The sequence below is a fragment of the Paenibacillus sp. SEL3 genome, from assembly GCF_054602585.1.
This window is the reverse complement of sequence record NZ_CM137725.1, coordinates 4982079-5003287: the sequence shown is the minus strand read 5'-3', so window position 1 is coordinate 5003287 and position 21209 is coordinate 4982079. Positions and strand designations below refer to the sequence as shown.

The window sequence follows — 21209 nt, the reverse complement described above, 5'->3', positions numbered from 1 at the left end:
TTCACCGTGCGGGACCTTATGGTGCAGGGTGCGTGTTGAACCCCTGTTCCGCCAGTTTTCCAAGTGTATGCGGGAGGGAAGGAAAATGTTCATTAAACCGTTACAATAAGGGCGGGTTACTGTGTACCTATTATTTGACTTTCACCGTGCCTTCACCCAACATCGACTCCATTTGATCAAAAAGCTGAGGAGAGGGCTTAATACTGTAAGCATCGCTCAACGCCAGCAGACGCTGGTTGCTCTCATAAAAAAGTACGGTAGGCATAGCACCGGGATGCTCCTGTAGCAGCGCCTTGAGACTGACCAACAAGCTGGCGTCTTCCTCAGCCTGGCGGGTGATTTTGACAAACACCCGCTGAAAAGTGGTCGGCTCCGCGCTGCGCGGGACCGGCACCTGCTCACCGCGAGCCGCTTCGACTCCGCGCGGTGAAGCCGCCGCCACGGGGGGAGCCACCTTCGTTTGAGGCGAAGCAGATGCAGTGGCTGCCGAAGGCGGGGACGACACACGCGACGCGCTCCCGCCTGGGCCGCCAGCGGCAGAACCAGCAGCTAGTACGGATGCTCCAGCTGCTGCGGACGAGCGCGTACTGGCACGTCGGCGCTGGAGGAGCCGTGCCAGCGAGTCTTCCGCTAGCGGGGCGACCTCATCCGCAAGGAGCTTGAAGTGCTCATCCTGCTGCTGCATCTTGGCTCGAAGCGTAAGCAAAGCTCCCTTTTCAATCCACTGCTGGCTTCGCTTCCATACCTCAGGAAACAGCACAACCTCACAGCGCTCAATCTGATCCTCCAGCTCAATGAAGGCCATAGCCTTACCCTGCTTGGTCGTAATCGTTTTGAGTGACACTACCATGCCTGCGGTCACAACAACCGTTTCATCTGGGACATCGCCCAGCTCCATCAGACGATCCGCCTCGCTGCTTTCCAACAGCGACTCAAAATCATCCAACGGATGCCCGGATAAATACAGTCCCAGCAGTTCACGTTCCAGTTCTAACTGCTGGCTGGCAGTGAATTTGGGTACATTGGGATATTCGATATCCCAATTGGGCATTTCCACAAAACCAAACATATCAATTTGCAAGTCATCCCGTTCCTTGCGCCACTTGACGGCTGCATCCACTGTTTCATCCAGCATGGCAAGCAACTGTGCCCGATGACCCGTCAACGAATCAAAGGCCCCTGCCTGAATAAGCGATTCAATTACTCTCTTATTACATACCCGCAAATCGACACGTCGACAAAAATCGAGCAGGCTGTCGAAAGGCCGTTCCTTGCGAACAGCGAGAATGCTCTCCATCGCCTGTGTGCCAACATTTTTAATTGCAGCTAGGCCGAAGCGGATGCCTCCTTGCTGTAATGGAGTAAACAGCACCCCGCTTTCATTCACATCAGGTGGCAACACTGCGATATCCATACGACGGCATTCGACGACATATTCAGCCACTTTCCGATGACTTCCCATCACCGCCGTCAGCATTGAAGCCATGAATTGTACTGGATAATGTGCCTTTAGATAAGCCGTCTGAAATGCTAGCACACCATAAGCAGCTGCATGAGCACGCGGGAAGCCGTAGTCAGCAAAACGAACAATCATATCGTAAACCCTGCCGGCCTCCTCCTCCGTGTATCCCTGCTTCATACTGCCTTCAACAAAATGTCCGCGCTCCAGATCCAGTACTTCGCGCTTTTTCTTGGACACAGCCCGGCGCAACAGATCGGCTTCTCCCAGGGAAAAGCCCGCCATGCGCGAAGCAATCTGCATGATTTGCTCCTGATACACAATAATACCGTACGTATCCTTTAAGATCGGTTCCAAGTCAGGATGCGGATAAGAAATCTCAATCTGACCATGCTTGGCCTGTATAAAGTTAGGAATAAAACCCATCGGGCCCGGACGATACAAAGCCAGGACAGAAATGATATCCTCAAATACACTCGGCTTCAAATCCTTGAGTACCCGGCGTACACCGGCCGACTCCAGCTGGAATACGCCTCCTGTATCTCCTTTGCCCAACAAGTCATAGGTATGCGGATCGTTATCGGGAATACGGCTAAAATCAGGCGTTTCTCCATGCTCTTCCGCAATCCAGTGTATGCACCGTTCAATAATGGAGAGCGTACGCAGCCCAAGGAAATCCATTTTAAGCAAACCAATGCGCTCTAGATTTTCCATCGAGTACTGCGTCAAAGGTACTCCTTCGCTCCCCTCTTGAAGCGGAACCGCATCGGTCAATGGAGTCCGCGAAATGACAACACCCGCTGCATGTGTCGAAGCATGACGAGGCATTCCTTCAACCTTGATCGCCATATCCAACAGTTCACGTGTCTTGGGCTTCGTTTCATATAGCGTTTTCAGCTCCGGGGTAATTTCCAGCGCATGACGGATATTAATGCCTAGCTGCGCCGGAATCAGCTTGGCTGCCTTGTCCACCTCGCCATATGGCACGTTCAATACACGACCGACGTCACGGACAGCGGCTCTTGCCGCCAGCGTTCCAAAGGTAATAATTTGCGCTACATGCTCATTTCCGTACTTCTGTACTACATAGTCGATAACCTCGTCACGCCGCTCATCACTAAAGTCAATATCTATATCCGGCATACTAATTCGTTCAGGATTCAGAAATCGTTCAAAGAGAAGGTTGTATTTCATCGGATCGACATTCGTGATGTTAAGCACATAGGCAACCAAACTGCCTGCTGAGGAACCACGCCCTGGTCCCGTTGCAATCTTATGCTTATGTGCGAAGGCAATAAAATCCCATACAATCAGGAAATAATCGCTGAAACCCATACTGTCAATGGTATTCAACTCATAGTTTAGCCGTTGGTTCAGCCTTTCCCGTTCCTCCGGCTGCTCCCATCCGGAATCGCTTCCATAGCGACGCTCCAGCCCTTGCACGCACAGATTGCGTAAATAGGACGAAGAGGTCATTCCTTCCGGCAGCGGGCGATATTCAGGTAAAATGGATTGACCGAATTCCAGCTCCAGTTCGCATTTTTCAGCAATACGCACCGTGTTGGCGATGGCTTCTGCCACATGCGGGAATAAACGAGCCATATCCTCCTGACTTTTCAGATACAACTGACGTGTTGGTATACGCAAACGCTCCTCATCGTCAACTGTCTTTCCTGTCCCGATACAGATCAGAACATCCTGCACGTCCGCATCTGGCTCAGTCAAGTAATGCACGTCATTCGTCGCGACCAGTGGAATATCCAGTTCCTTCGCCAGTGCGATCAAGAGAGGATTTACACGTTTTTGCTCCGAAAGACCATGATCCTGGAGTTCCAGATAAAAATCATCGCCAAAAATGTTACGATATCGTTCCGCTGCTCGTCGTGCCTCGGCTTCCCGACCATGCAGTAAATGCTGCGGCACTTCACCGCCCAAACAAGCGCTCAGGCATATGATGCCTTCGTGATGGGCAGCCAAAGCCTCCATGTCGATACGCGGCTTATAGTGAAAGCCCTCCAAATGGCCGATGGAGCACAGCTTCATCAGATTTTGATAGCCTGTTTTATTTTTGGCGAGCAAAATTAAATGATATATGGGCTGATCCTTGCGGCTGCCACGCTCCTTGCGCGATCCTGCCGTCATATAGGCCTCACACCCAATAATCGGCTTAATGCCGTTCTCTACACACGCTCTATAAAAAGGAATGGCACCGTACATGACCCCGTGATCTGTAAGGGCCAGCGCCTTCATTCCGTAAGCTGATGCCTGTTTGACCAACTCCGCGGTACGAGCCGCGCCGTCCAGCAGGCTGTACTCGCTATGAACATGCAAATGCACAAATGAACTCATGCGCTTCTCTTCCTTTCACCGCTTGATTTTCTTCAAACTATTTTATCATATCCGCGTTAGTAGCGCCCATAGAATAAAAGTACAGACCTCGGCGGACAAGCGCGGTCTTGATTCGTATACCTAAGGAGGAAAAGAGCATGAGCACTTTTATATCCAAAGCGATTCTCGACTTCTTCATTGCTTTCGGCATCGTGCTCGGTGGAGCCATGCTCGGCGGAATGGGAGCTGTGGTATCGCTTCAGCCGCCCACCCAGACGATGCTAGAGGTTGCCGGAAGAATTAAAATATGGGCGCTTGCTGCCGCTGTAGGGGGAACGATGGACCCGATCCGGGTCATTGAAAGCAATATGTTGGATGGTAATTTGTCACCTGCCATTAAGCAGATATTGTATTTGATTTTCGCCTTTTTAGGCGCTCATATGGGTGCAGAGCTGGTCAAGTGGGTATGCGGCAACGGACGACCGTGAGGTGAAACGACTATGAGAGTTCCCCCTTTTGAGCGCCTGCGTCCTTTTATGCAATTGTCCTCCGTCTTTGTACTCGGTATGATTACGGGAGGCATGATCTACAACGTCATCTGGCATGCCAGCTTCAATCAGCTATGGACGAACAACCAGGATCTCCAATTCCAGCTCCAGCAAGCCGAGGAGGACAACAAAACATTGCGCAAATACAGCAAGCGCCAAACCGTTGTCAAAGAAATCAAGCTGATCGCGGAGGAAGCTTCGGCCGAAAAAATTGATTCTATCAACCTGAAGGAACTTCTTCGCCGTGTCAGTCGTGATCTGGAGGTGCTGCGCGGCAGAGATATGTTCGAGATTGACTCTGACAGCAAGCTGGTACGTATGTTGCTGCACCAAAAAAAATACACCGTTCGTGACAAGGAGTATACGATCCAGGTCAAAACGATGCTTGTAATGGAAGGCGTGCTGCAAATTTGGCTGGAAGCAAAAGAAAGATTGCCTGAAAGCCACTAGTCGATCTATTCGACTTCACACCTTACTCCGATCCATTGTAAACTAACCATGTTCAATGGAATGAAGCGTCATCACTGCTTTGCATACCAAATGATTTTCCCGTGAAATTGCAATTTCTAGCTTGCAGGTGCGGCGACTCATCTCGAGCAGCATCGGACGAAGAACGACAGCATCTTCTATCTGTACGGGTCTAATAAAATATGTCGTCAAATTGTCCAGCACATAATCCTTGCCGCTCATGTCTCTAGCTGCCCGGTAGCCCGCTTGTGTCATCACGTTGACCAGTACGCCTTCCGAGATCGTACCTAAATTGGTCGCCATTTGCGGAATGATAAACCCGCGAAAAAATAACGATCCGTCCTCATTACGCTCCTCAGCAAACCCGTTCCAGATCAGCTGGTCGAACGTCTCGCCAAGTTGCGGCTGCTTTTGGGCGTTACGCAGCGCCTCCAGCACCTCACGCCGTGTAACGGACCCGAGCAGCTTGCGGTTGCGGTCCACGACCGGCAAATAATCCACACCTTCCCACGCCATCATTTGCGCGGCTGAAGCCAGCGAGGTCTGGTAGGTGACCGTTATCGGATTGCGGATCAGACATTTATCCATCGTATGCTCAGGTTGAAGCCCCTCCACATCTTTGCGGCTGACGATACCAATTAAACGATTCCATTCATCCACGATTGCAAAATGATGATGTCCAGTCGTCACCGAAAGTTCTTCAAACTCGGTAAGTGTGCTGTTGATTTTCAAGGTCAACGTTTTCGGTTTGCCTGCCGCAATGTCTTCAATCAGCATAATTTTCTTTTTGATCAAGCGGTCAAATATGGCTCTATTAATCATAGATGCCACTGTAAAAGTATCATGGCGTGAGGAAATAATTGGCAGACTGATCTTGTCTGCGAGCTGCTTAACCTCTCGGCTCGTACCGAAGCCCCCTGTAATCAGCACACCTGCCCCCTGCTCCAATGCAAGTGAATGCGCATCCTCACGGTTACCTACGATCAGCAAACTACCTGCGTCAATATAACGAGCCATAGCTTCCTCGCGCATCGCTCCGATCACATACTTGTGCAAAGGCTTCTCCAGCCCCTCACTTCCGCCCAGCACATGTCCCTCTACAATATTCACGACATCTGCAAAGGTCAGCTGCTCGGACAAGCCGCGAGGGCGCTTCTCCACTCGTACTGTTCCGATCCGTTCCTTGGTAATGACAATTCCTAGGTTTTCAGCTTCCTTCACGGCCCGATAGGCCGTTCCTTCGCTGACGCTCATTTCTTTAGCCAACCTGCGCACAGAAATTTTGGAGCCTATTTTCAACTGCTCGATATGTCGCAATAGCTGCTCATGCTTCGTAACTGTTTCATCTAGCCCGTCCAACTCTGTTACACCCCCAACGTTCAATCTGTATCATTCTGTATCTATTATAGCACAAAAACTCTTTATTTTAGACCTTTGTTCATTTTGAGTTCTCTGCTTCGGAAATAGCAAAAAAGCGATCCCCTCTTCACAAGGACCGCTTCTTACTATGATTGATTTGTAATCTGGTAGGCCAGCCCAAGACAAGCTGAAAAAAAAACTCACTGCATACTGCCTTTGTCAGCTTTTTTATCCCATTTCATCTGCCACTGCTGCATTTTGGCCCGCCGTACACGCTCCAGCGTTTTGCGCTTTTCCTCATCCACACCCAGCAAAAAATGCATGTTCGCTCCGATGACTAGCAGCGCAAAAAGTACCCATACTATCCCAAATCCGTTGACCCAGTTCAAACCGCCTGCAAGCGAGATGCGTGGTAACGCGACCAAGACCATAGCCAGCGCAATCAGTGTATACAAACCATGTTTCCATTTTTTAAAAGAACCCAATCGTATCCCTTCCTCTCCCTGTGACTCTATGTATCTAGTCTATGAGAGGACAGGAAGGAATATGAGACAAACTTACAGAGATGAACCGTACAAATCTTGAAGGCTGTCTGCAATAATTTTGTTAACGTCCTCAATAATCACACTCAGGCGACGTTCAGCGTCGAACAGGCGACGGATGTTGAGATTCAAACTTAACACCTCGAACAGCTTCTCCATCTTTTCCATCTCTTCCTGTGCTGGCATATCGCCGCTCATCATGCGTTGTTGTACTTCCATTTGGCGTTCACGGAAATCGTCGAGCATTTTCTTGGCTTCTGGATCGGTTTCGATCAGCTTCATCGCTGACGTAATTTCCTCTACCTCTTTGCTTTCCTTCAATGCTTTCGCTAAATCATGGGCTTTGTCGTAGATGTTCATGATTGTTTATTCCTCCAATACAAGTTTAGTGTCAACATTTCACATTGTCCGTCAATCACCAAGGGATATATGTCCTCATATGATGAATCAGTGCTATTACAGCCCATTCACGTTTCCCGTTACTTTCAAGACATCAAGTTGCTGCCCGGAAGGAGATCCACGATGTCCATCAAAAAAACAACGATTCAAATCATCGGATCGGGCATCTTGCAGGATGACGTACTCATGGTCGGCGAGTCCTTGCTTCGCAAATGGAAAATATCCGCTGGCCACCCCGTTCAGCTCGCCTTCGGTTCGTTCCGCCAAGAGGTTACCGTCATATCGGTGCCCCGCTATAGCGGCCTACGTGTGGGAAGCGTGCTAGCCCGAAAAATGGGGCTTCATGCCAATTGTGATCTGCGAGTAACCTACAGCCGAGGTCGCCGGACACTTCGAGTGGGCCCACTTATTAGCGTGCTGGTCAGTCGGGACTATCCCGAACAGCCCGACAAGCCTTTCGGGTCGATCACCCTGTTCTGCCGTGAACTAGTCGGGGAATGCCGCAGACAAGGAGCATATGTGTATTTCTTCACCCCGGAGCATATCGGAAGTCAGCCCGGGCGAGTTCAGGGATGGGTGTATGACGGAGGCTGGAAAAAGACGGTCATGCCCGCCGGCGATGTCGTCAATAATCGTCTTACCTCCCGTAAACTCGAGAACAGAACTAGCGTACAGCATTTCATGAAAGAAGTAAAATCGCAGTACGGCACGACCATTTTTAACGAAAAGTTTTTGGATAAGAATGAAGTATTTGATGCGCTTAAATCAAATTCTTCCCTGCGCAAGTATTTACCCGAGTCCCACTTGCTGCAAACTTTTGTTGTTTTCAAAAAAATGTGCAACCAGTATCCCGCTGTTTTTCTCAAGCCAGTGCGCGGAAGCCTGGGTAAAGGCATAATGCGCATTAACAAGCAAACCGATGGCACCTTTTCGGTGCTATCCACAACAGCAGGCACACCCCGCAAGCAAACGTATGCCAACGTCGATAAGCTGTACAAAAGCTTGGCGGGAAAAATGAAAACAACACGCTTTCAACTCCAACAGGGACTTACCTTGATTGATCACGGTAAGCGTCCGGTCGACTTTCGTGCGCTTGTGCAGAAAAATTCGTCCGGAACCTGGACCGTAACATCCATTGTCGCCCGGATCGCCGGAGGAAGCCACTTTGTGTCCAATCTGGCAAGAGGCGGCACGCTGAGTACTGTCAAGGAAGCACTTGCCAAGACCACGCTGCCCGCAACCGTTAAATCGAATGGGCATACCTCTCTCAAAACAGCAGCACTGGATATCGCAAGCGGAGTGGAAAAAGCAATTCCCGCCCATTTCGCAGAATTTGGTATTGATCTGGCAATAGACAGCACGGGGCGCATCTGGTTGCTGGAGGTCAATTCGAAGCCATCGAAGAATGACAACACGCCGTTAAATGATCAGAAAACTCGCCCGTCCGTTAAAAAAATGATTGAATACTGCTGTTATTCAGCCGGCTTCAAATGAATTCATCTCTTCCAGAGTCTGGCTGCCAAAGGAGCTGTTGTCGGTGTCTCTTGTTGTGCCAGGCACGCTGGGCGTGCTTGTTAGCCGGAATCAGGCCGCCACTCCCCCTATTACCGAAGCCGATTTTTGCCGCAGGCTAAGTCTGTTGGGCAGGCGCTCTGATCTTAGCGTAATGGCGTTTACCGTCGAAGGAGTTTCACCTGAAGATCACTCCATACGAGGTTATGTTTATCGTAACGGTGTATGGACATCCGGCCGCTTTCCGTTGCCGGATATTGTGTATAACCGCTGTCTCCATGTCCACGAGAGCCAGAATGTCAGGCGCACACTGGAAGACATGGCGGAGCAAAATTCGCGCAAGCTCATCTACTGGTCGCGTAACTTACCTGGCAAATGGCAGGTGTATCGCGCTTTGCATGCGGTAGATAAAGTACGTCCTTTTGTGCCGCCTACGGCGCCTTACCGGGACACGGCCCAGCTTGTGGAATGGCTAGGACGCCATTCGGAGCTGTTTATGAAGCCACAGACCGGAACACATGGCAAGAGCACACTGTATCTCCGACTGGCAGAAGGAGGCCAGGGACTACTTGTACAGGGTAGAGACTCCCGTAACCGTCCGTTCCGGCGTTTGTTTCCCGAATTGGATGCAGGATTGTCATGGATCCACGGAATTGCACACAAACGCGCTTATATCGTGCAGCCTTATTTGAAATTAACAAGCCAAAGCAATCATCCCTTTGATGTTCGCGCACTCATGCAAAAGGATGGCAACGGCCATTGGCGCCTGACGGGCTTTGCTGTAAGAGAAGGCAGAAAAGGAACTCTGACTTCTAATCTGCACGGTGGGGGCGAAGCCCATCCGGCTGAGCCTTACCTTCGTGAACAATTTGGCGCGGACACCACGCGTCTCATCATCGGGCAGATGAGGGCGCTGTCCTCGACCATTACCAGGGCGCTTGAGGAACGTTATGGCCGCCTTGGCGAGTTGGGAATTGATTACGGTATTGACCAGAGCGGGAACATCTGGCTATTGGAGGTTAATTCCCGACCTGGTCGGGCCGCCTTTTTTCAGACCCGTCAGCCGGAGTGCGCTTTCCAGTCGGTCAACCGCCCGCTCGAATATGCTCGATATTTAATGACCCATTCCAAAGCGACAGGGCCAAAGGGCGCGGGCGCCTCCCTTGAACATACGGTATAGGAGGATAAACAGATGAGTTTAACGCATTGCAATGTGCATTTCTCACAGCAGCCCGACAAGGTGGCGTATATATCCACTGCCTTGTTGAAAAGCCTTAAATTATCCGGAGCCAAGTCCGTTCGTCTGCGGCTCGGTAAGGATCAGATTCCCGCTACAGTAAAACCAATTCAGAAGGCGGGACGCCATCTATACTTGACCTCCGGCTTACGTAATGCAATCCGTGTTCCCAAAAGCGGGGCCATCTATTTGCGGAATCTGGATGGTGATATACAGCTAGGGCCGTTGATTGGCGTGCTGTCTGACGGTACCACCTCCACCACTCGCCCTTTCGGATCGCGCACAGGCTTTATTAAGCAACTGCTGAGGGAAGGCAGCAAAAAATCTTATATTTTTGCCTTCACCCCTCGGGATATCAACTGGCAAAATGATACGATTAACGGCTATTTTCTGTCATCCAGCGGGGAATTCACACGTAAACTTGTACCTTTGCCGGACGTGATCTATAACCGTTTGCCGAGCCGTCGCTCTGATTTTTCCCCGGCGATCAATCAACTACGCGAACGCTTTTCCCGCAAACGAATTCCCTTTTTTAACTGGAGTTTTTTCAATAAGTCCGATATCTATAATCTGCTGGAGAATAACCCAGATGTTAACCGCTATGTCCCTGAATCATATATGAATCCCAGCTCTGAACGTATCCGAGGTATGCTGGAGCGACATCAATTTGCTTATTACAAGCCAAGTGGAGGCAGTCTCGGTAAAGGAATCTATCGTCTGTCCCATGTTCCCAAGCAAGGATATTATGTGAGGTACCGTAAGAAAAGTAGCAATGTATTGCTAAAATTCGCCTCTTTTAATTCCATGCTCAGGATGCTTCACTCCAATCAGGGACAGATGTTAAAGGGTTATGTCATTCAACAGGGTATCCAGCTGATCGAGATTGACAATTGCCCGATTGATTTCCGGTTTCACATGCATAAAAATGGAAATAATCAGTGGGTCGTCGTCGGCATTGGAGCCAAAAAAGCCGGACGTGGCAGTGTCACAACCCATATCAAAAATGGTGGCTCTCTTATGACACCTGAACAGGCGTTGAACCGGGTATTCGGAGACCGGGCGGGTGAAGTGCTTCAACGTGCCAAGAACGTAGCAGTTACGCTCGCTGAAGCCATTGAACACCATCACCAGCATCTATTGGGTGAAATCGGTTTTGATCTGGGCATTGATCAGGATGAAAAGGTATGGATGTTTGAAGCCAACTCCAAGCCAGGCCGATCCATTTTTCAGCATCCATCGTTGCGTGCGGAGGGTAAAGCATCCGTGGAGCATATTTTGGACCACTGTCTTTACCTCAGTAAATTCCGCAGAAAAGAGGAACTATGAATACCCGGGCGGAGCATAAGCCAGTCGTTGCTGTATTGACAGTGCACGACGAAGGGCAATTTTTCAAGGGCAATCAGCGCAATTTCAGGGATATTCTTGAAACGGGAACACGGATGGGATATCAGGTGTACATTGTTACCGTCAGGGATCTGAAACTGGCAGATGAGACGATTAAGGGCTATGTCTTCAACAAGAGCTTACAGACGTGGGAGGAACAGAATTTCCCACCTCCACAGGTCATTTATAATCGCATCCCCAACCGTAATTATGAACTTAAAACCTCTGTGCGCACAAAGTTGGATGAAATTTCACATGCCTCAGGCATTGAGCTGTACAATCCAGGCTTTTTTAACAAATGGGAACTGTTCAAGTGGTTGCGTACCTCAGAAACGACTCGTCAGCTTGTTCCGGCAACCAAACGGTTAAGCAACCTGTCTTCCTTAGGAAAAATGCTGTCTACGTATCCATACCTGTATCTCAAGCCGGAAAACGGTAAGGCCGGAAAGGGGATTATGATTCTTAAATTCCTCCCAGACCATCTAATGGCTTACAGACTGACCATTCAGCATGACAAAAAAAGTGTAACCTACAGATCTGTATCGCTATCCCGGCTGTGGGGACGTATCCGCCGGGAAGCAGGCAACTCACCTTATATCATTCAACAGGGTATCGATCTGGCAACCTATCAGAAAAAACCCTTCGACCTGCGTATCCTGGTACAAAAAAATATCCGTGGCTCCTGGAGTATCACCGGAGTCGGTGCCAGACTGGCCGGTAAGGGGAGCATTACCACACATGTCCCGCGTGGCGGGAGTGTAGAGGACCCTTTCAAGCTACTGTCCTCACTGTTTGGGCCTGAGGACAGCACGGATCTACTGAACAAAGTTAAAAGTACGGCCATACAGATTGCACGTCAAATTGAACGCGCATCCGGTCTTTCTCATGGCGAAATGTCCATGGATCTGGGCGTGGATACGCTCGGAACCCTCTGGTTTTTTGAGGCCAATGCCAAACCAATGAAATTTGACGAGCCGGAAATCCGCCAAAAGTCGCTTAGACGCATATTCCAGTACAGCTCCTTTTTGGCCGGACGAATGAAATCATGATCAAGGAAGTGGAATCATGCCGCAAATTAGCGATGTTCAACATTTGCCTGCCCGGAGCTGGCTGCTGAGACGACGACAGTTGCTGTTTTTGGCCCGCAGCTCAGGGGGCATGCGCATTACTCGTAATGCTCTGCGGCAGTTGGCCGTTTTAACGCCCGAGCAATTGAACACCCCTGGCTCCTCCCTCCTGTGTGCATTTGTGCGCACGGAGAAGGGGCTGCGGATTGCCGGATTTTCCCTCGCTCTGAATTACGGGGAGGATGCTTGCATCGTAATTGTTCGTCCGCTTTACCGGGGCCGCAGACTGGGCGCTAGACTGCTGTCCGCCCAGCTCCAACAGCTGCGCCGTCTAACGTGCAGCGTAGCCGCCGACAATATGTCCAGTCTCAAAACCTGTTTCCGCGCTGGGCTTGTTGCGCATGAAATGACGACTGGACCAACCGGGAAACCCACGCTGATATTTCACGGAGAGTTATCCCAAGATAAGCAGACGGCAGAGGAAGGTGGAATGCTGTGCCAAAACCTGTCCTAGGCATCATGACTTTGTATTTGAACAACAAGAAGCAATTAGAGGAACGCGACATATATGAGCGCATGATTGCAGAAGGGAAACGGCTGGGACTGGATATGTATGTATTCACTCCTGCGGATGTCCATAAGGATCGCAGGCTGCTCCTTGCCCAAATCTATGATCCACACAGCGGAAAATGGAGCCGAAAGTGGCGAGAGTTCCCAGACATGATTTTCGACCGTTGCCGGGTACAGCGCAGTGAGCGATATCGTCAGTTGAAGCAGTTCCGATTGCAATACACAGACCTTGTATATTTAAACCGACCCCTGAGTAACAAATGGGTCATTCATCAGCAGCTTGCGAGAAGGTCTGCCTTTCGCCCCCATTTGCCTGCAACAGAGCTGTTCAGTGGATTTCATAGTGTCAAACGGATGCTCAAACAGAATTCACTAGTGTACCTCAAACCGATTAACGGTACGGGAGGCCGAGGTATTTTACGTATTGAACCTGTTAACAAGCAAGGAGGCCTGTATCTGATTGAGGGCCGCAATCGCAAACGCCATATCATTCCCCAGCAGCGGGTACGTCTAGACCGTCTGGAGCCGCGTCTGAGCAGCTGGAACATGGATAACTACATTGTTCAGGAAGGCATTCCTGTGCAGTTGCCGAATGGCAGAGTCCATGATTACCGTATGCTGGTACAGAAAAATGGCCAAGGAGTATGGGAGCTAACCGGATGCGCCGGGCGCATCGGGGCGCATCGGAGTGTCACTTCCAACCTGCATGGTGGAGGCAAGGCAGTACCGATGAGCCAATTGCTAACGCAATGGATTCGTGATGAAAGCCATAGAGAGAAAATCATCAAGCAAGGGGAAAAACTCGGACTGGACATCGCTGCGTATCTGGAAGAAAGCTACGGGGCATTGTGTGAGCTTGCACTCGATTTGGCAATTAATAAGCACGGTCATATATATGTGCTGGAAGTCAACCCGAAGCCAGCCCGCGAGGTCTTTTCGCGTATTGGTGAAAAAGAAACCTATCGCCGCTCCATCGCCAAGCCCATGGAATATGCCTTGTGGGTCTACCACACACAAATTAATCCAAAGCCTCAGGCTGACCACAAAGCAGAAGATAAAACAGAAGATAAAGCAGAAAATAAGACAGAGAATAAGACAGAGAATAAGACAAAGGAAGGCTCCGCGTAAAGTGGCTGCCTTCCTTTCTTTTTTTCATCTGTCCGACAGTAACAGCATGTTTAATTATATGGTGCGTCGAGCCTATTTATAACCAATAACCTGTGTTTCACAGTTACTCAGCGTTTTTATAAAGTGTAAGCAGTTGCGTAAAGTCTGTAATAATCGCATCGGACCCCTTCAACTCATCGTCCACACCAAATCCCGCATAAGCGCAACCGATCACCGTCTGTCCGTTCTTTTTGCCTGCTTCCACATCTGAGGAACGATCTCCTACCATCCATACGTTCGAAATATCGTGCTTGCTCAATAGAATTTCCAGCAAATTCACTTTGGAAAGCGTGCTGTACTCCCCAGCGCTGTACAGTCCTTCAAAAATGGGAACCATTTCATACGCAGCAGCGATCCCCTTTACATAGTCCTCCAGACCGTTACTAGCTACGAACAATCGGACACCTTGCTCATGAAGGGCCTGGAGTGTTTCTTTTACTTGTGGATACAGGGCATGACTTCCGCTCTTCAATCCCTCCAGTTCCAGCTGAAGCAGCAGCTCGTCCGCTCTTCTATGGGCCGCTTCGCTGGCTTCCGGCATCACTCTTCTCCAGATTTCATCCAGCAGCATGCCCAAACTATTCAAAATAAGCTCCTCGGGAGGAGTCTCTCCTTCATAAAGCCCTTCGGCGCGCAGCGTATCAAACAGCTTGTGGTACGCAGGAAGCAATAGCGTCTCCGTCTGAAAAAGTGTACCGTCCATATCAAATACCATAGCCTCAGGTTTCTTCAACACAGGTGCATTGTTCATGTAGTTATCAGTCATTCCTTTCCTATGTAGGTTTACAACTCTAACCCCTCTCATGATAAGCAATAAGAGAGGTCCGTGTAAACCTCATTGCGCATACCGCTAACTCTTATATTTTTTTAAAACAGTCCTGAAACAATGCAAACCACCCCACATATCCGTGTGTAAGGCACCCCTTGGAAGGTTGAGATCCACACCATTCCAATACGAAAATCCCGCCTGCTCTATCCATTGCTCCATCGCTGATAGATCCACTGTAGGGTAATCAAACGTCAGCAGAAGCATTCCGTCATCGCGTATGGTCCGGTGAAATTCATGTAAGGCTGCCAAAGACTCCTCAGGTGTTAAATGTTCCAGCACTGAAATACATACAATTTTGTCAAAACTGGCATCCTCATAAGGCAGAGCTGTCAGATTGGCATGTGCGGAGTGGAGCCGAACCGGTAAAATCTCCTGAATGCGCTCGGCAGCCTCCTCTCCGATATCCCGCCGCACCTCGGCCAAAATGGCATCCACGGAAACGATCCGTATATCCAGATCGCAAGCATAGACCTGAGCGCAACGGCGGGCCAACTCAAATTTGAATGGATGTGGAATTCCACACGCTGCATCCAGCACCGAATCTTGACCGGACATAAATTGAAGACACCACTCATACTCATAGGGGCGACTCCACCAGCTTTGGGGGAGTCTGTAAATCATGCTGGAGGAGTTGGGGTCAGAATATACAAAAAAGCGAGATAGATACGGGTCAGACATGTTCATGGATGCTGCCTCCTTTTGGAGAGATTTAAATTACTCTTGCAACACAGCACAGTTCATGACCCCGTTTCTCGCCTTGAAGTTTGGCCAACAATCCCATTTGCTCCGTAAAGGCAAGATCACCGTACAAAGGATGGGCTTGCAGCAAGGCATCCAAACCAGAGGGAAGCTGGCGGGTAAACATAGCCACCGAGCGTAATCCAGACTTTTCCAGTAAGAGCGCCAGCGTATGCTCAGAATAATGATATAAATGATCTTCCTCAGTAAATAAAGGTGAATAAACACCATAAGCCTCATTGGTGAACGAGTTTTTGTTGGGCACTGTAATATATAACGTCCCGTCAGGTTGAAGCTGTTCGCGTAAATCTGTCAAAAATGCAACAGGGTCCGCAATATGCTCCAGCACATGCCAGCATGCTACGGCCTCGTATTTGTGATCCAGTGGTAATTCAGTATCTTCTTCTACTTCTTGTATTTCTTGTGCTTCATTCAATTCCTGCATATCACATGCTTCATCGGTTTGAGTATCTTCTTCGGTTTCACCGTTCCAGTAACCCGGCAATAAATCCACGTCATATTTGTGTTTGGCGTAAGCACGCGAGTCTATGGAAGGTTCAATACCCACTGCATCCCAGCCGGCTTGAAGGGCAGCATGGATAAATTCTCCGGTACCTGATCCAATCTCAAGCAATTTTCCTTTACCGGAGCTGAACATATCCAGTAGCATGAGTCCAAAAAGGGCATGATCCCCATAAGTTGACGCTGCTGCACTATCCCGCATAGCAACCCAATCGGCATTATAAATCTCTGCAATCATATCCTCCGGCTGTATATGATCCACATCATTACGAAAAACCAAGCCACAGGAGCCGCACCCCATCAAGGTAAAGCGTTCATAGTTATGAAATACTCCCGTGTCAGACGAACCACACAGTTTGCATTTACTATAAAATACGTTCTTTGTTTCACTTTTAATTTGTAGACCGGAATTATTCATAACCTGGACACTTGAAATCTCGGCAACATCCATGGCGTTCACATCATGGGTAGCTTCATACTCTGGTGTAGTTTCTTTTTCTCCATTTATGTTGTCCTGATCTACCCAAAGCGTGAGTCGGGGGTTCGGGTCCAAAATAGATTCATATTGCTCTTTCCAGCCATAACGAGCACTTGGATCAAGCAACTGATATCGCTGAAATTTGGCCATGCGAATAGCAGGTGTACACCATCCCCAATGCTGGATGCGGTAGTTGCTGATTTCACTGGGAAGGTCAAGCACATTTTCCGGAAATCTCCCACAGTGCAAGGACTGCTCCTTCCATTTATAAGAGAACCCTTCCTTATATCGAATTAAAAAAGGACGGTAATATTGATGAGCCTGCCAATAATCATCATCGCGGTAATGCGTGGAATTCCACATATCAAACAACCTGAAACAAATCGTATCTGCTTTCGTTCCCGCTAACAAAGAATGTACCCCTTGAGCAAAACGGGATTCGAACATTTCGTCAGCATCCATATTTAATATCCATTCCGGAAAAGAAGCCAACGTCTCTCTCCACTGTTGCTTACGTAGTTCCAATTCATTGGTAAAAGAAGCTGTTTCATTGCGTATTAAACGTAATGGGATTCCCTTTAGGATCTCACGGCACAACTCTCCGCTATCATCCTGACTGCCATCATCAATAATGACCGCTTCATCAATATATTCTCGATGACTCCGCAGCACGTCAATGAGCTTGCGATCTGCCTCATTGTATACCGTCATGGTCAGCGTCAATTTGGGTTTGGAGACAGGCGGCGTATGAAGTTCACTTTGTCGTGGACCAGGGAACGTTTGTGGTATAACAAAAGAATCTGCCGTGTACTTGGCAAAGACAGCTGACTCACGGAGGTCATACGGTATAACAGGAGGTTCAGGGAACTTAGATGGACTTGATGATGCAGAAGGATTGAAGGCAGGAGAGTTAGTAGAAGTATCGGAGTGATTTAGATATGCTAAATGTTCTGATTGGTCCGTATGAACAGCGCTCGTTGTAAAATAATTTAGGGTGAATAGTAGCTGCTCTGCCTTCATTCTGTCCGCTTCCCGGTACAGATGCATCGCCGGATAGTGTGTATCCACAAAAAGTGGAAATCCAAATGCAGCTGCCCGAATACAGAAATGTCGATCTTCTCCCCAATAGGAAACGTTTTTGATTTTACCAAAGTGAATCCCTGCTTCCAGTGCACGTCTGCGGATTAGGGTGCAAGCACCTAGACCCCCCACTTCGTACAAACCAGGAACATGCATTTGGTGTATGAAATGCAACTCGCGTTGCGCTCGCTCCTCTGCCGACAACACTTCGCCTTCTTCACGATGGAACAAATTATATTCATCACTAACCCACACCTGAGGCAATAGAGGCCCCTCCGGCTGCCAGCGTGTCCAGAAAATCTCAGATACAATATCCTTCTCCGCCTCCACCAGCTTACATAAGGTACGGGAATGGAGAATCAGGTCTGAGTCGACTAAAAACAGCGCGTCATAATTATGCTGAAGTGCATAATCGATAAGACGATTTTTGAAGTCGGCCACTTTCCAGACGAGGGCTGGCGGCCAATAATGAGTGTGCTCATCACTTCGGTTCTCCACTTGCTGTGGACCTGTTAACAAGGGCAAAACCCTGCCCGGCAGCCGATTGGAAAAATCGGCAAGCCATTGGCTTGAAGTCGGATTGTCATTATCATCGACAAATAAATAATCGGGCAGCACATCAGGTGCCTCCAGTCGCTCTAAAGCTTGAAGAAATAAAGACAATATTTCCGGTTTCTGGTGCACCGGGCTACCGATTAGTATACGCATGATTCAACGCCTCCATCAGGCAGAAGCCTCATAACCGTTCCCCCCTCCATATCCTAAGGCATACCATAATTGCAACCGAGCGATATGGGAGTGAGCGTAGTATGAATGGACTTGCACCTGGAAATATCAATGAAAACGACATCCATACAAAAATACAATCTTACCATCCAAACAACTACTCTTTTTCAGTTTTCTACCCGTTTTCTAACTACATTTAGCCATCAAATTTATTTCCCGGTCGCTTGATAATATCGAATTTCGCACAATCTCCTCCCCCTCATATCAGACTTTGATTTTCTAATTTATTAGAGCAAGACTGAATTTATGATTATCACCATCCTCTCAACGAGCCCTCGGAATTACTACATAATGAGCAAGCTATCCTAATAAAATGGAGATTATACCAAGTTTTTTGGGAGGGACAAAGAGCATGGTAACTGTCAGCTTATGTATGATTGTCAAAAATGAAGAAGAAGCCCTTCATACCTGTCTGAAATCAGTCCATGACCTGGTAGATGAAATCATTATCGTAGATACTGGTTCCACTGACAGTACCCAAGAGGTCGCTGCATCGTTCAATGCTCGGGTATACCATTTTGAATGGTGCGATGATTTCTCTGCAGCCCGCAATTATGCGTTTGATCAGGCAACGCAAGAATATCAATTTTGGCTGGACGCTGATGACATACTGGAAGAAAAAGACCGAATATCATTTCTCAACTGGAAGAAACAAGCCACCCTCTCCTATGACAGCATTACGATGGATTATGTGCTGTCTGTAGATGAACAAGGACAGCCGTTGTATAAGCTCAAAAGAAACCGAATTGTGCGGCGTGATCAAAGATTCAGATGGATCGGCTTTGTGCACGAATTCCTGCATGTGACTGGCAGCACCTTTCACAGTAATATAGCGGTGACTCATAAAAAGACACGTGCCTACACTGATCGTAATTTGCATATATATCTCAAGCATCGGGAGCAAGGCACTGCATTTTCTGAGCGAGATCACTACTACTTCGCAAATGAACTATATGATAACGGACGCATACTAGAAGCCATCCAGCAGTACGAGCACTATCTGGGACTCGATCAAGGATGGATTGAGGATCGGATTGCTGCTTGCTTTAAGCTAGCGGATTGCTACGCCCACCAGGGTCAAAAACAGGAGCAGCGTATGGCTCTGCTTCGCACACTTAACCTTGATGTACCACGCGCCCAGTTCTGCTGTGTCTTTGGCAATTTGTTGATTGAAGACGAACAGTATACTCAAGCCATTTACTGGTTTCACCAGGCAACGTTGATAGAGCCTCCACAAGATGTGATGGCCCTAACCAATTCGTCGTACTATACCTGGTTTCCACACTTGCAATTATGCCTGTGTTACGACCGAATCGGTGACATCGAAAAGGCAAAATCGCATCATCGCATAGCTCAGTTGCACCACCCTACTCATCCAAGTGTTTTATATAACGAGAAGTATTTCGCACAACTGAAGCAATAGGGATGAGAAAGACGCGCCGGGGAAAGGTCGTTCAATGTAGCCGACCTTAGTCATCATGCCGATATGTGCTCGGCACGATACCCGGCGGACAGCCTGCAATTTTTCGGGGCTTTTATTTTTACCCCCTCTTATATATAAATGCCCATTGCTGCTCCTCGGGAAGGACCATTTCATTAGCTTAGATTACCTCAAAAGAAAAAAAGTCTCCTGCAAGCTTAAGCTCACCAAGAGACCTCGTATATCATTTTATCAGAACACTTTCTTCCGGTCTCTTTCCCCCTTCAAAATTTCCACTGACTCACGGAAACGGAGCGAATGGATTATTTCACGTTCACGTAGAAACTTCAGACTATCTTGCAAATCCACATCGTCTGTCAGATCAATCAGCCACTGATATGTAGCTCGTGCCTTTTCCTCTGCCGCTATGTCCTCATATAGATCGGCAATAGGATCGCCTTTGGCTTGAATATAAGCCGCTGTAAAAGGAACTCCAGCAGCGTTTTGATAATATAGCGCATGGTCGTGTGCCGCATAATATTCACCCAGACCGGCAGCCTTCATTTGCTCTACGCTCGCATCCTTGGTCAGCTTATAAATCATAGTCGCAATCATCTCGAGATGCGCAAATTCCTCCGTGCCTATGTCGTTCAGTACACCAATCACCTTATCGGGAATCGTATATCGCTGATTCAGATAGCGCAATGCCGCTGCCAGCTCGCCATCCGCTCCACCATACTGCTCCATAAGCAGTTTGGCCATATGAGGATCACATTTGCTGACACGTACGGGATATTGCAGTTTCTTCTCATATACCCACATTCATGTCCCCTCCTTTATAAAAGGTTGTTAAAAGGTTGTACCTGCCTAGACCTGCCACGGCCAAGGGGATTGACTCCACTCCCAAGGATACTTGGAATAGGCACGACCAAAATTTTGTAAAGGCCCATATAGCATCTGATACTCGTTAGCAATCGCCGTTCTATCCTGCGTCAGCTTATTGAACTGCTCGATGGCCTGTAAATCATCTGGGTGCGTATTCAGATACAAATTCAGCTCCACCAACACAAAATCCACCGCTTGGAGCTTCTCCAGCAACGCATAAAACTGGGCATCCCCCGGCTTGGTTTGGGACGTGCAGCCTTGGGTCGGGTTTCCGGCTTGACTATAGCCCTGAGTTTGGTTCTGATACTGGTTCTGGTATGGATACGGATTTGAATAAGGGCTTTGATATGGATTCGGCTGTTGCTGTCCACTCTCATGCTGATTTTGCTGCTGGAATTGGAATGGGGACTGACCCTGATTTGGATTCTCCAT

The 21209-nt window shown here is 48.6% G+C and carries 18 protein-coding genes; 9 read left to right on the top strand and 9 right to left on the bottom strand.

What is annotated here, in order from left to right; translation table 11 throughout:
- Window positions 1–130: 130 nt before the first annotated feature.
- Window positions 131–3808 (bottom strand): DNA polymerase III subunit alpha, encoded by a 3678-nt coding sequence (locus tag ACYCS5_RS23065; protein WP_459760180.1) that lies wholly within the window; start codon window positions 3806–3808, stop codon window positions 131–133.
- 137 nt (window positions 3809–3945) lie between these two features.
- On the opposite strand from ACYCS5_RS23065, the gene ACYCS5_RS23060 reads away from it, so the two are divergent.
- Both ACYCS5_RS23060 and ACYCS5_RS23055 read left to right on the top strand, forming a co-directional pair.
- Entirely contained in the window at window positions 3946–4275 is a 330-nt protein-coding gene (locus tag ACYCS5_RS23060; protein ID WP_013309582.1) for a YtrH family sporulation protein, read from the top strand.
- A 12-nt stretch (window positions 4276–4287) separates the two neighbouring features.
- Window positions 4288–4785: a hypothetical protein gene (locus ACYCS5_RS23055; RefSeq protein WP_039269883.1), complete on the top strand. Its 498-nt coding sequence runs from the start codon at window positions 4288–4290 to the stop codon at window positions 4783–4785.
- Window positions 4786–4827: 42 nt separating this feature from the next.
- Here ACYCS5_RS23055 and ACYCS5_RS23050 read toward each other — a convergent pair whose 3' ends face one another.
- The 3 genes from ACYCS5_RS23050 to ACYCS5_RS23040 all read right to left on the bottom strand — a co-directional run bounded on the left by ACYCS5_RS23050 (window position 4828) and on the right by ACYCS5_RS23040 (window position 7064).
- Window positions 4828–6162 (bottom strand): DRTGG domain-containing protein, encoded by a 1335-nt coding sequence (locus ACYCS5_RS23050; protein ID WP_029516609.1) that lies wholly within the window; start codon window positions 6160–6162, stop codon window positions 4828–4830.
- Between the two features lie 200 nt (window positions 6163–6362).
- Window positions 6363–6647 carry a hypothetical protein gene (locus ACYCS5_RS23045; protein WP_013309579.1) on the bottom strand — a complete coding sequence of 95 codons (285 nt, stop codon included), beginning with the start codon at window positions 6645–6647 and terminating at the stop codon, window positions 6363–6365.
- Between the two features lie 72 nt (window positions 6648–6719).
- Window positions 6720–7064, bottom strand: a complete 345-nt coding sequence (locus ACYCS5_RS23040; RefSeq protein ID WP_013309578.1) for a YlbF/YmcA family competence regulator — start codon at window positions 7062–7064, stop codon at window positions 6720–6722.
- Between the two features lie 162 nt (window positions 7065–7226).
- Here ACYCS5_RS23040 and ACYCS5_RS23035 point away from each other — a divergent pair, with 162 nt between their 5' ends.
- The 6 genes from ACYCS5_RS23035 to ACYCS5_RS23010 are packed head-to-tail and all read left to right on the top strand — an operon-like array spanning window position 7227 to window position 14000.
- Complete coding sequence (locus tag ACYCS5_RS23035) at window positions 7227–8597, top strand: YheC/YheD family endospore coat-associated protein (RefSeq protein WP_029516607.1); 1371 nt, start codon at window positions 7227–7229, stop codon at window positions 8595–8597.
- A 43-nt stretch (window positions 8598–8640) separates the two neighbouring features.
- Window positions 8641–9795, top strand: a complete 1155-nt coding sequence (locus ACYCS5_RS23030; RefSeq protein ID WP_029516606.1) for a YheC/YheD family endospore coat-associated protein — start codon at window positions 8641–8643, stop codon at window positions 9793–9795.
- Window positions 9796–9807: 12 nt separating this feature from the next.
- Window positions 9808–11178, top strand: a complete 1371-nt coding sequence (locus tag ACYCS5_RS23025; protein WP_029516605.1) for a YheC/YheD family endospore coat-associated protein — start codon at window positions 9808–9810, stop codon at window positions 11176–11178.
- Entirely contained in the window at window positions 11175–12284 is a 1110-nt protein-coding gene (locus ACYCS5_RS23020) for a YheC/YheD family endospore coat-associated protein (protein ID WP_307349264.1), read from the top strand. The genes ACYCS5_RS23025 and ACYCS5_RS23020 overlap by 4 nt, the downstream gene beginning before the upstream one ends.
- A 16-nt stretch (window positions 12285–12300) precedes the next feature.
- Window positions 12301–12816 (top strand): GNAT family protein, encoded by a 516-nt coding sequence (locus ACYCS5_RS23015; protein ID WP_039269878.1) that lies wholly within the window; start codon window positions 12301–12303, stop codon window positions 12814–12816.
- Window positions 12798–14000 carry a YheC/YheD family endospore coat-associated protein gene (locus tag ACYCS5_RS23010; protein ID WP_165145276.1) on the top strand — a complete coding sequence of 401 codons (1203 nt, stop codon included), beginning with the start codon at window positions 12798–12800 and terminating at the stop codon, window positions 13998–14000. The genes ACYCS5_RS23015 and ACYCS5_RS23010 overlap by 19 nt, the downstream gene beginning before the upstream one ends.
- Before the next feature lie 103 nt (window positions 14001–14103).
- Here ACYCS5_RS23010 and ACYCS5_RS23005 read toward each other — a convergent pair whose 3' ends face one another.
- The 3 genes from ACYCS5_RS23005 to ACYCS5_RS22995 all read right to left on the bottom strand — a co-directional run bounded on the left by ACYCS5_RS23005 (window position 14104) and on the right by ACYCS5_RS22995 (window position 18394).
- Window positions 14104–14805, bottom strand: coding sequence for an HAD family hydrolase (locus tag ACYCS5_RS23005; RefSeq protein ID WP_081317560.1), 702 nt, complete (start codon window positions 14803–14805; stop codon window positions 14104–14106).
- An 84-nt stretch (window positions 14806–14889) separates the two neighbouring features.
- Window positions 14890–15552, bottom strand: a complete 663-nt coding sequence (locus tag ACYCS5_RS23000) for a class I SAM-dependent methyltransferase (RefSeq protein ID WP_069011210.1) — start codon at window positions 15550–15552, stop codon at window positions 14890–14892.
- A 25-nt stretch (window positions 15553–15577) separates the two neighbouring features.
- The gene (locus ACYCS5_RS22995; RefSeq protein WP_459760179.1) at window positions 15578–18394 is read right to left on the bottom strand and encodes a methyltransferase domain-containing protein; all 2817 of its coding nucleotides are present in this window, start codon (window positions 18392–18394) and stop codon (window positions 15578–15580) included.
- A gap of 430 nt (window positions 18395–18824) precedes the next feature.
- Between ACYCS5_RS22995 and ACYCS5_RS22990 the strand changes: the two genes are divergently transcribed.
- Complete coding sequence (locus ACYCS5_RS22990) at window positions 18825–19895, top strand: glycosyltransferase family 2 protein (RefSeq protein WP_449291678.1); 1071 nt, start codon at window positions 18825–18827, stop codon at window positions 19893–19895.
- A 249-nt stretch (window positions 19896–20144) separates the two neighbouring features.
- On the opposite strand, the gene ACYCS5_RS22985 is transcribed toward ACYCS5_RS22990, so the two are convergent.
- Entirely contained in the window at window positions 20145–20714 is a 570-nt protein-coding gene (locus tag ACYCS5_RS22985) for a manganese catalase family protein (RefSeq protein ID WP_029516597.1), read from the bottom strand.
- Window positions 20715–20759: 45 nt separating this feature from the next.
- Window positions 20760–21209 carry a spore coat protein CotJB gene (locus ACYCS5_RS22980; protein WP_459760178.1) on the bottom strand — a complete coding sequence of 150 codons (450 nt, stop codon included), beginning with the start codon at window positions 21207–21209 and terminating at the stop codon, window positions 20760–20762.

Coding starts and splice junctions, on each gene's coding strand:
- ACYCS5_RS22995 (WP_459760179.1), bottom strand. CDS start 18,394: ATGCGTATACTAATCGGTAGCCCGGTGCACCAGAAACCGGAAATATTG.
- ACYCS5_RS23005 (WP_081317560.1), bottom strand. CDS start 14,805: ATGACTGATAACTACATGAACAATGCACCTGTGTTGAAGAAACCTGAG.
- ACYCS5_RS23065 (WP_459760180.1), bottom strand. CDS start 3,808: ATGAGTTCATTTGTGCATTTGCATGTTCATAGCGAGTACAGCCTGCTG.
- ACYCS5_RS23000 (WP_069011210.1), bottom strand. CDS start 15,552: ATGAACATGTCTGACCCGTATCTATCTCGCTTTTTTGTATATTCTGAC.
- ACYCS5_RS23015 (WP_039269878.1), top strand. CDS start 12,301: ATGCCGCAAATTAGCGATGTTCAACATTTGCCTGCCCGGAGCTGGCTG.
- ACYCS5_RS22990 (WP_449291678.1), top strand. CDS start 18,825: ATGGTAACTGTCAGCTTATGTATGATTGTCAAAAATGAAGAAGAAGCC.
- ACYCS5_RS23055 (WP_039269883.1), top strand. CDS start 4,288: ATGAGAGTTCCCCCTTTTGAGCGCCTGCGTCCTTTTATGCAATTGTCC.
- ACYCS5_RS22980 (WP_459760178.1), bottom strand. CDS start 21,209: ATGGAGAATCCAAATCAGGGTCAGTCCCCATTCCAATTCCAGCAGCAA.
- ACYCS5_RS22985 (WP_029516597.1), bottom strand. CDS start 20,714: ATGTGGGTATATGAGAAGAAACTGCAATATCCCGTACGTGTCAGCAAA.
- ACYCS5_RS23025 (WP_029516605.1), top strand. CDS start 9,808: ATGAGTTTAACGCATTGCAATGTGCATTTCTCACAGCAGCCCGACAAG.
- ACYCS5_RS23060 (WP_013309582.1), top strand. CDS start 3,946: ATGAGCACTTTTATATCCAAAGCGATTCTCGACTTCTTCATTGCTTTC.
- ACYCS5_RS23040 (WP_013309578.1), bottom strand. CDS start 7,064: ATGAACATCTACGACAAAGCCCATGATTTAGCGAAAGCATTGAAGGAA.
- ACYCS5_RS23035 (WP_029516607.1), top strand. CDS start 7,227: ATGTCCATCAAAAAAACAACGATTCAAATCATCGGATCGGGCATCTTG.
- ACYCS5_RS23020 (WP_307349264.1), top strand. CDS start 11,175: ATGAATACCCGGGCGGAGCATAAGCCAGTCGTTGCTGTATTGACAGTG.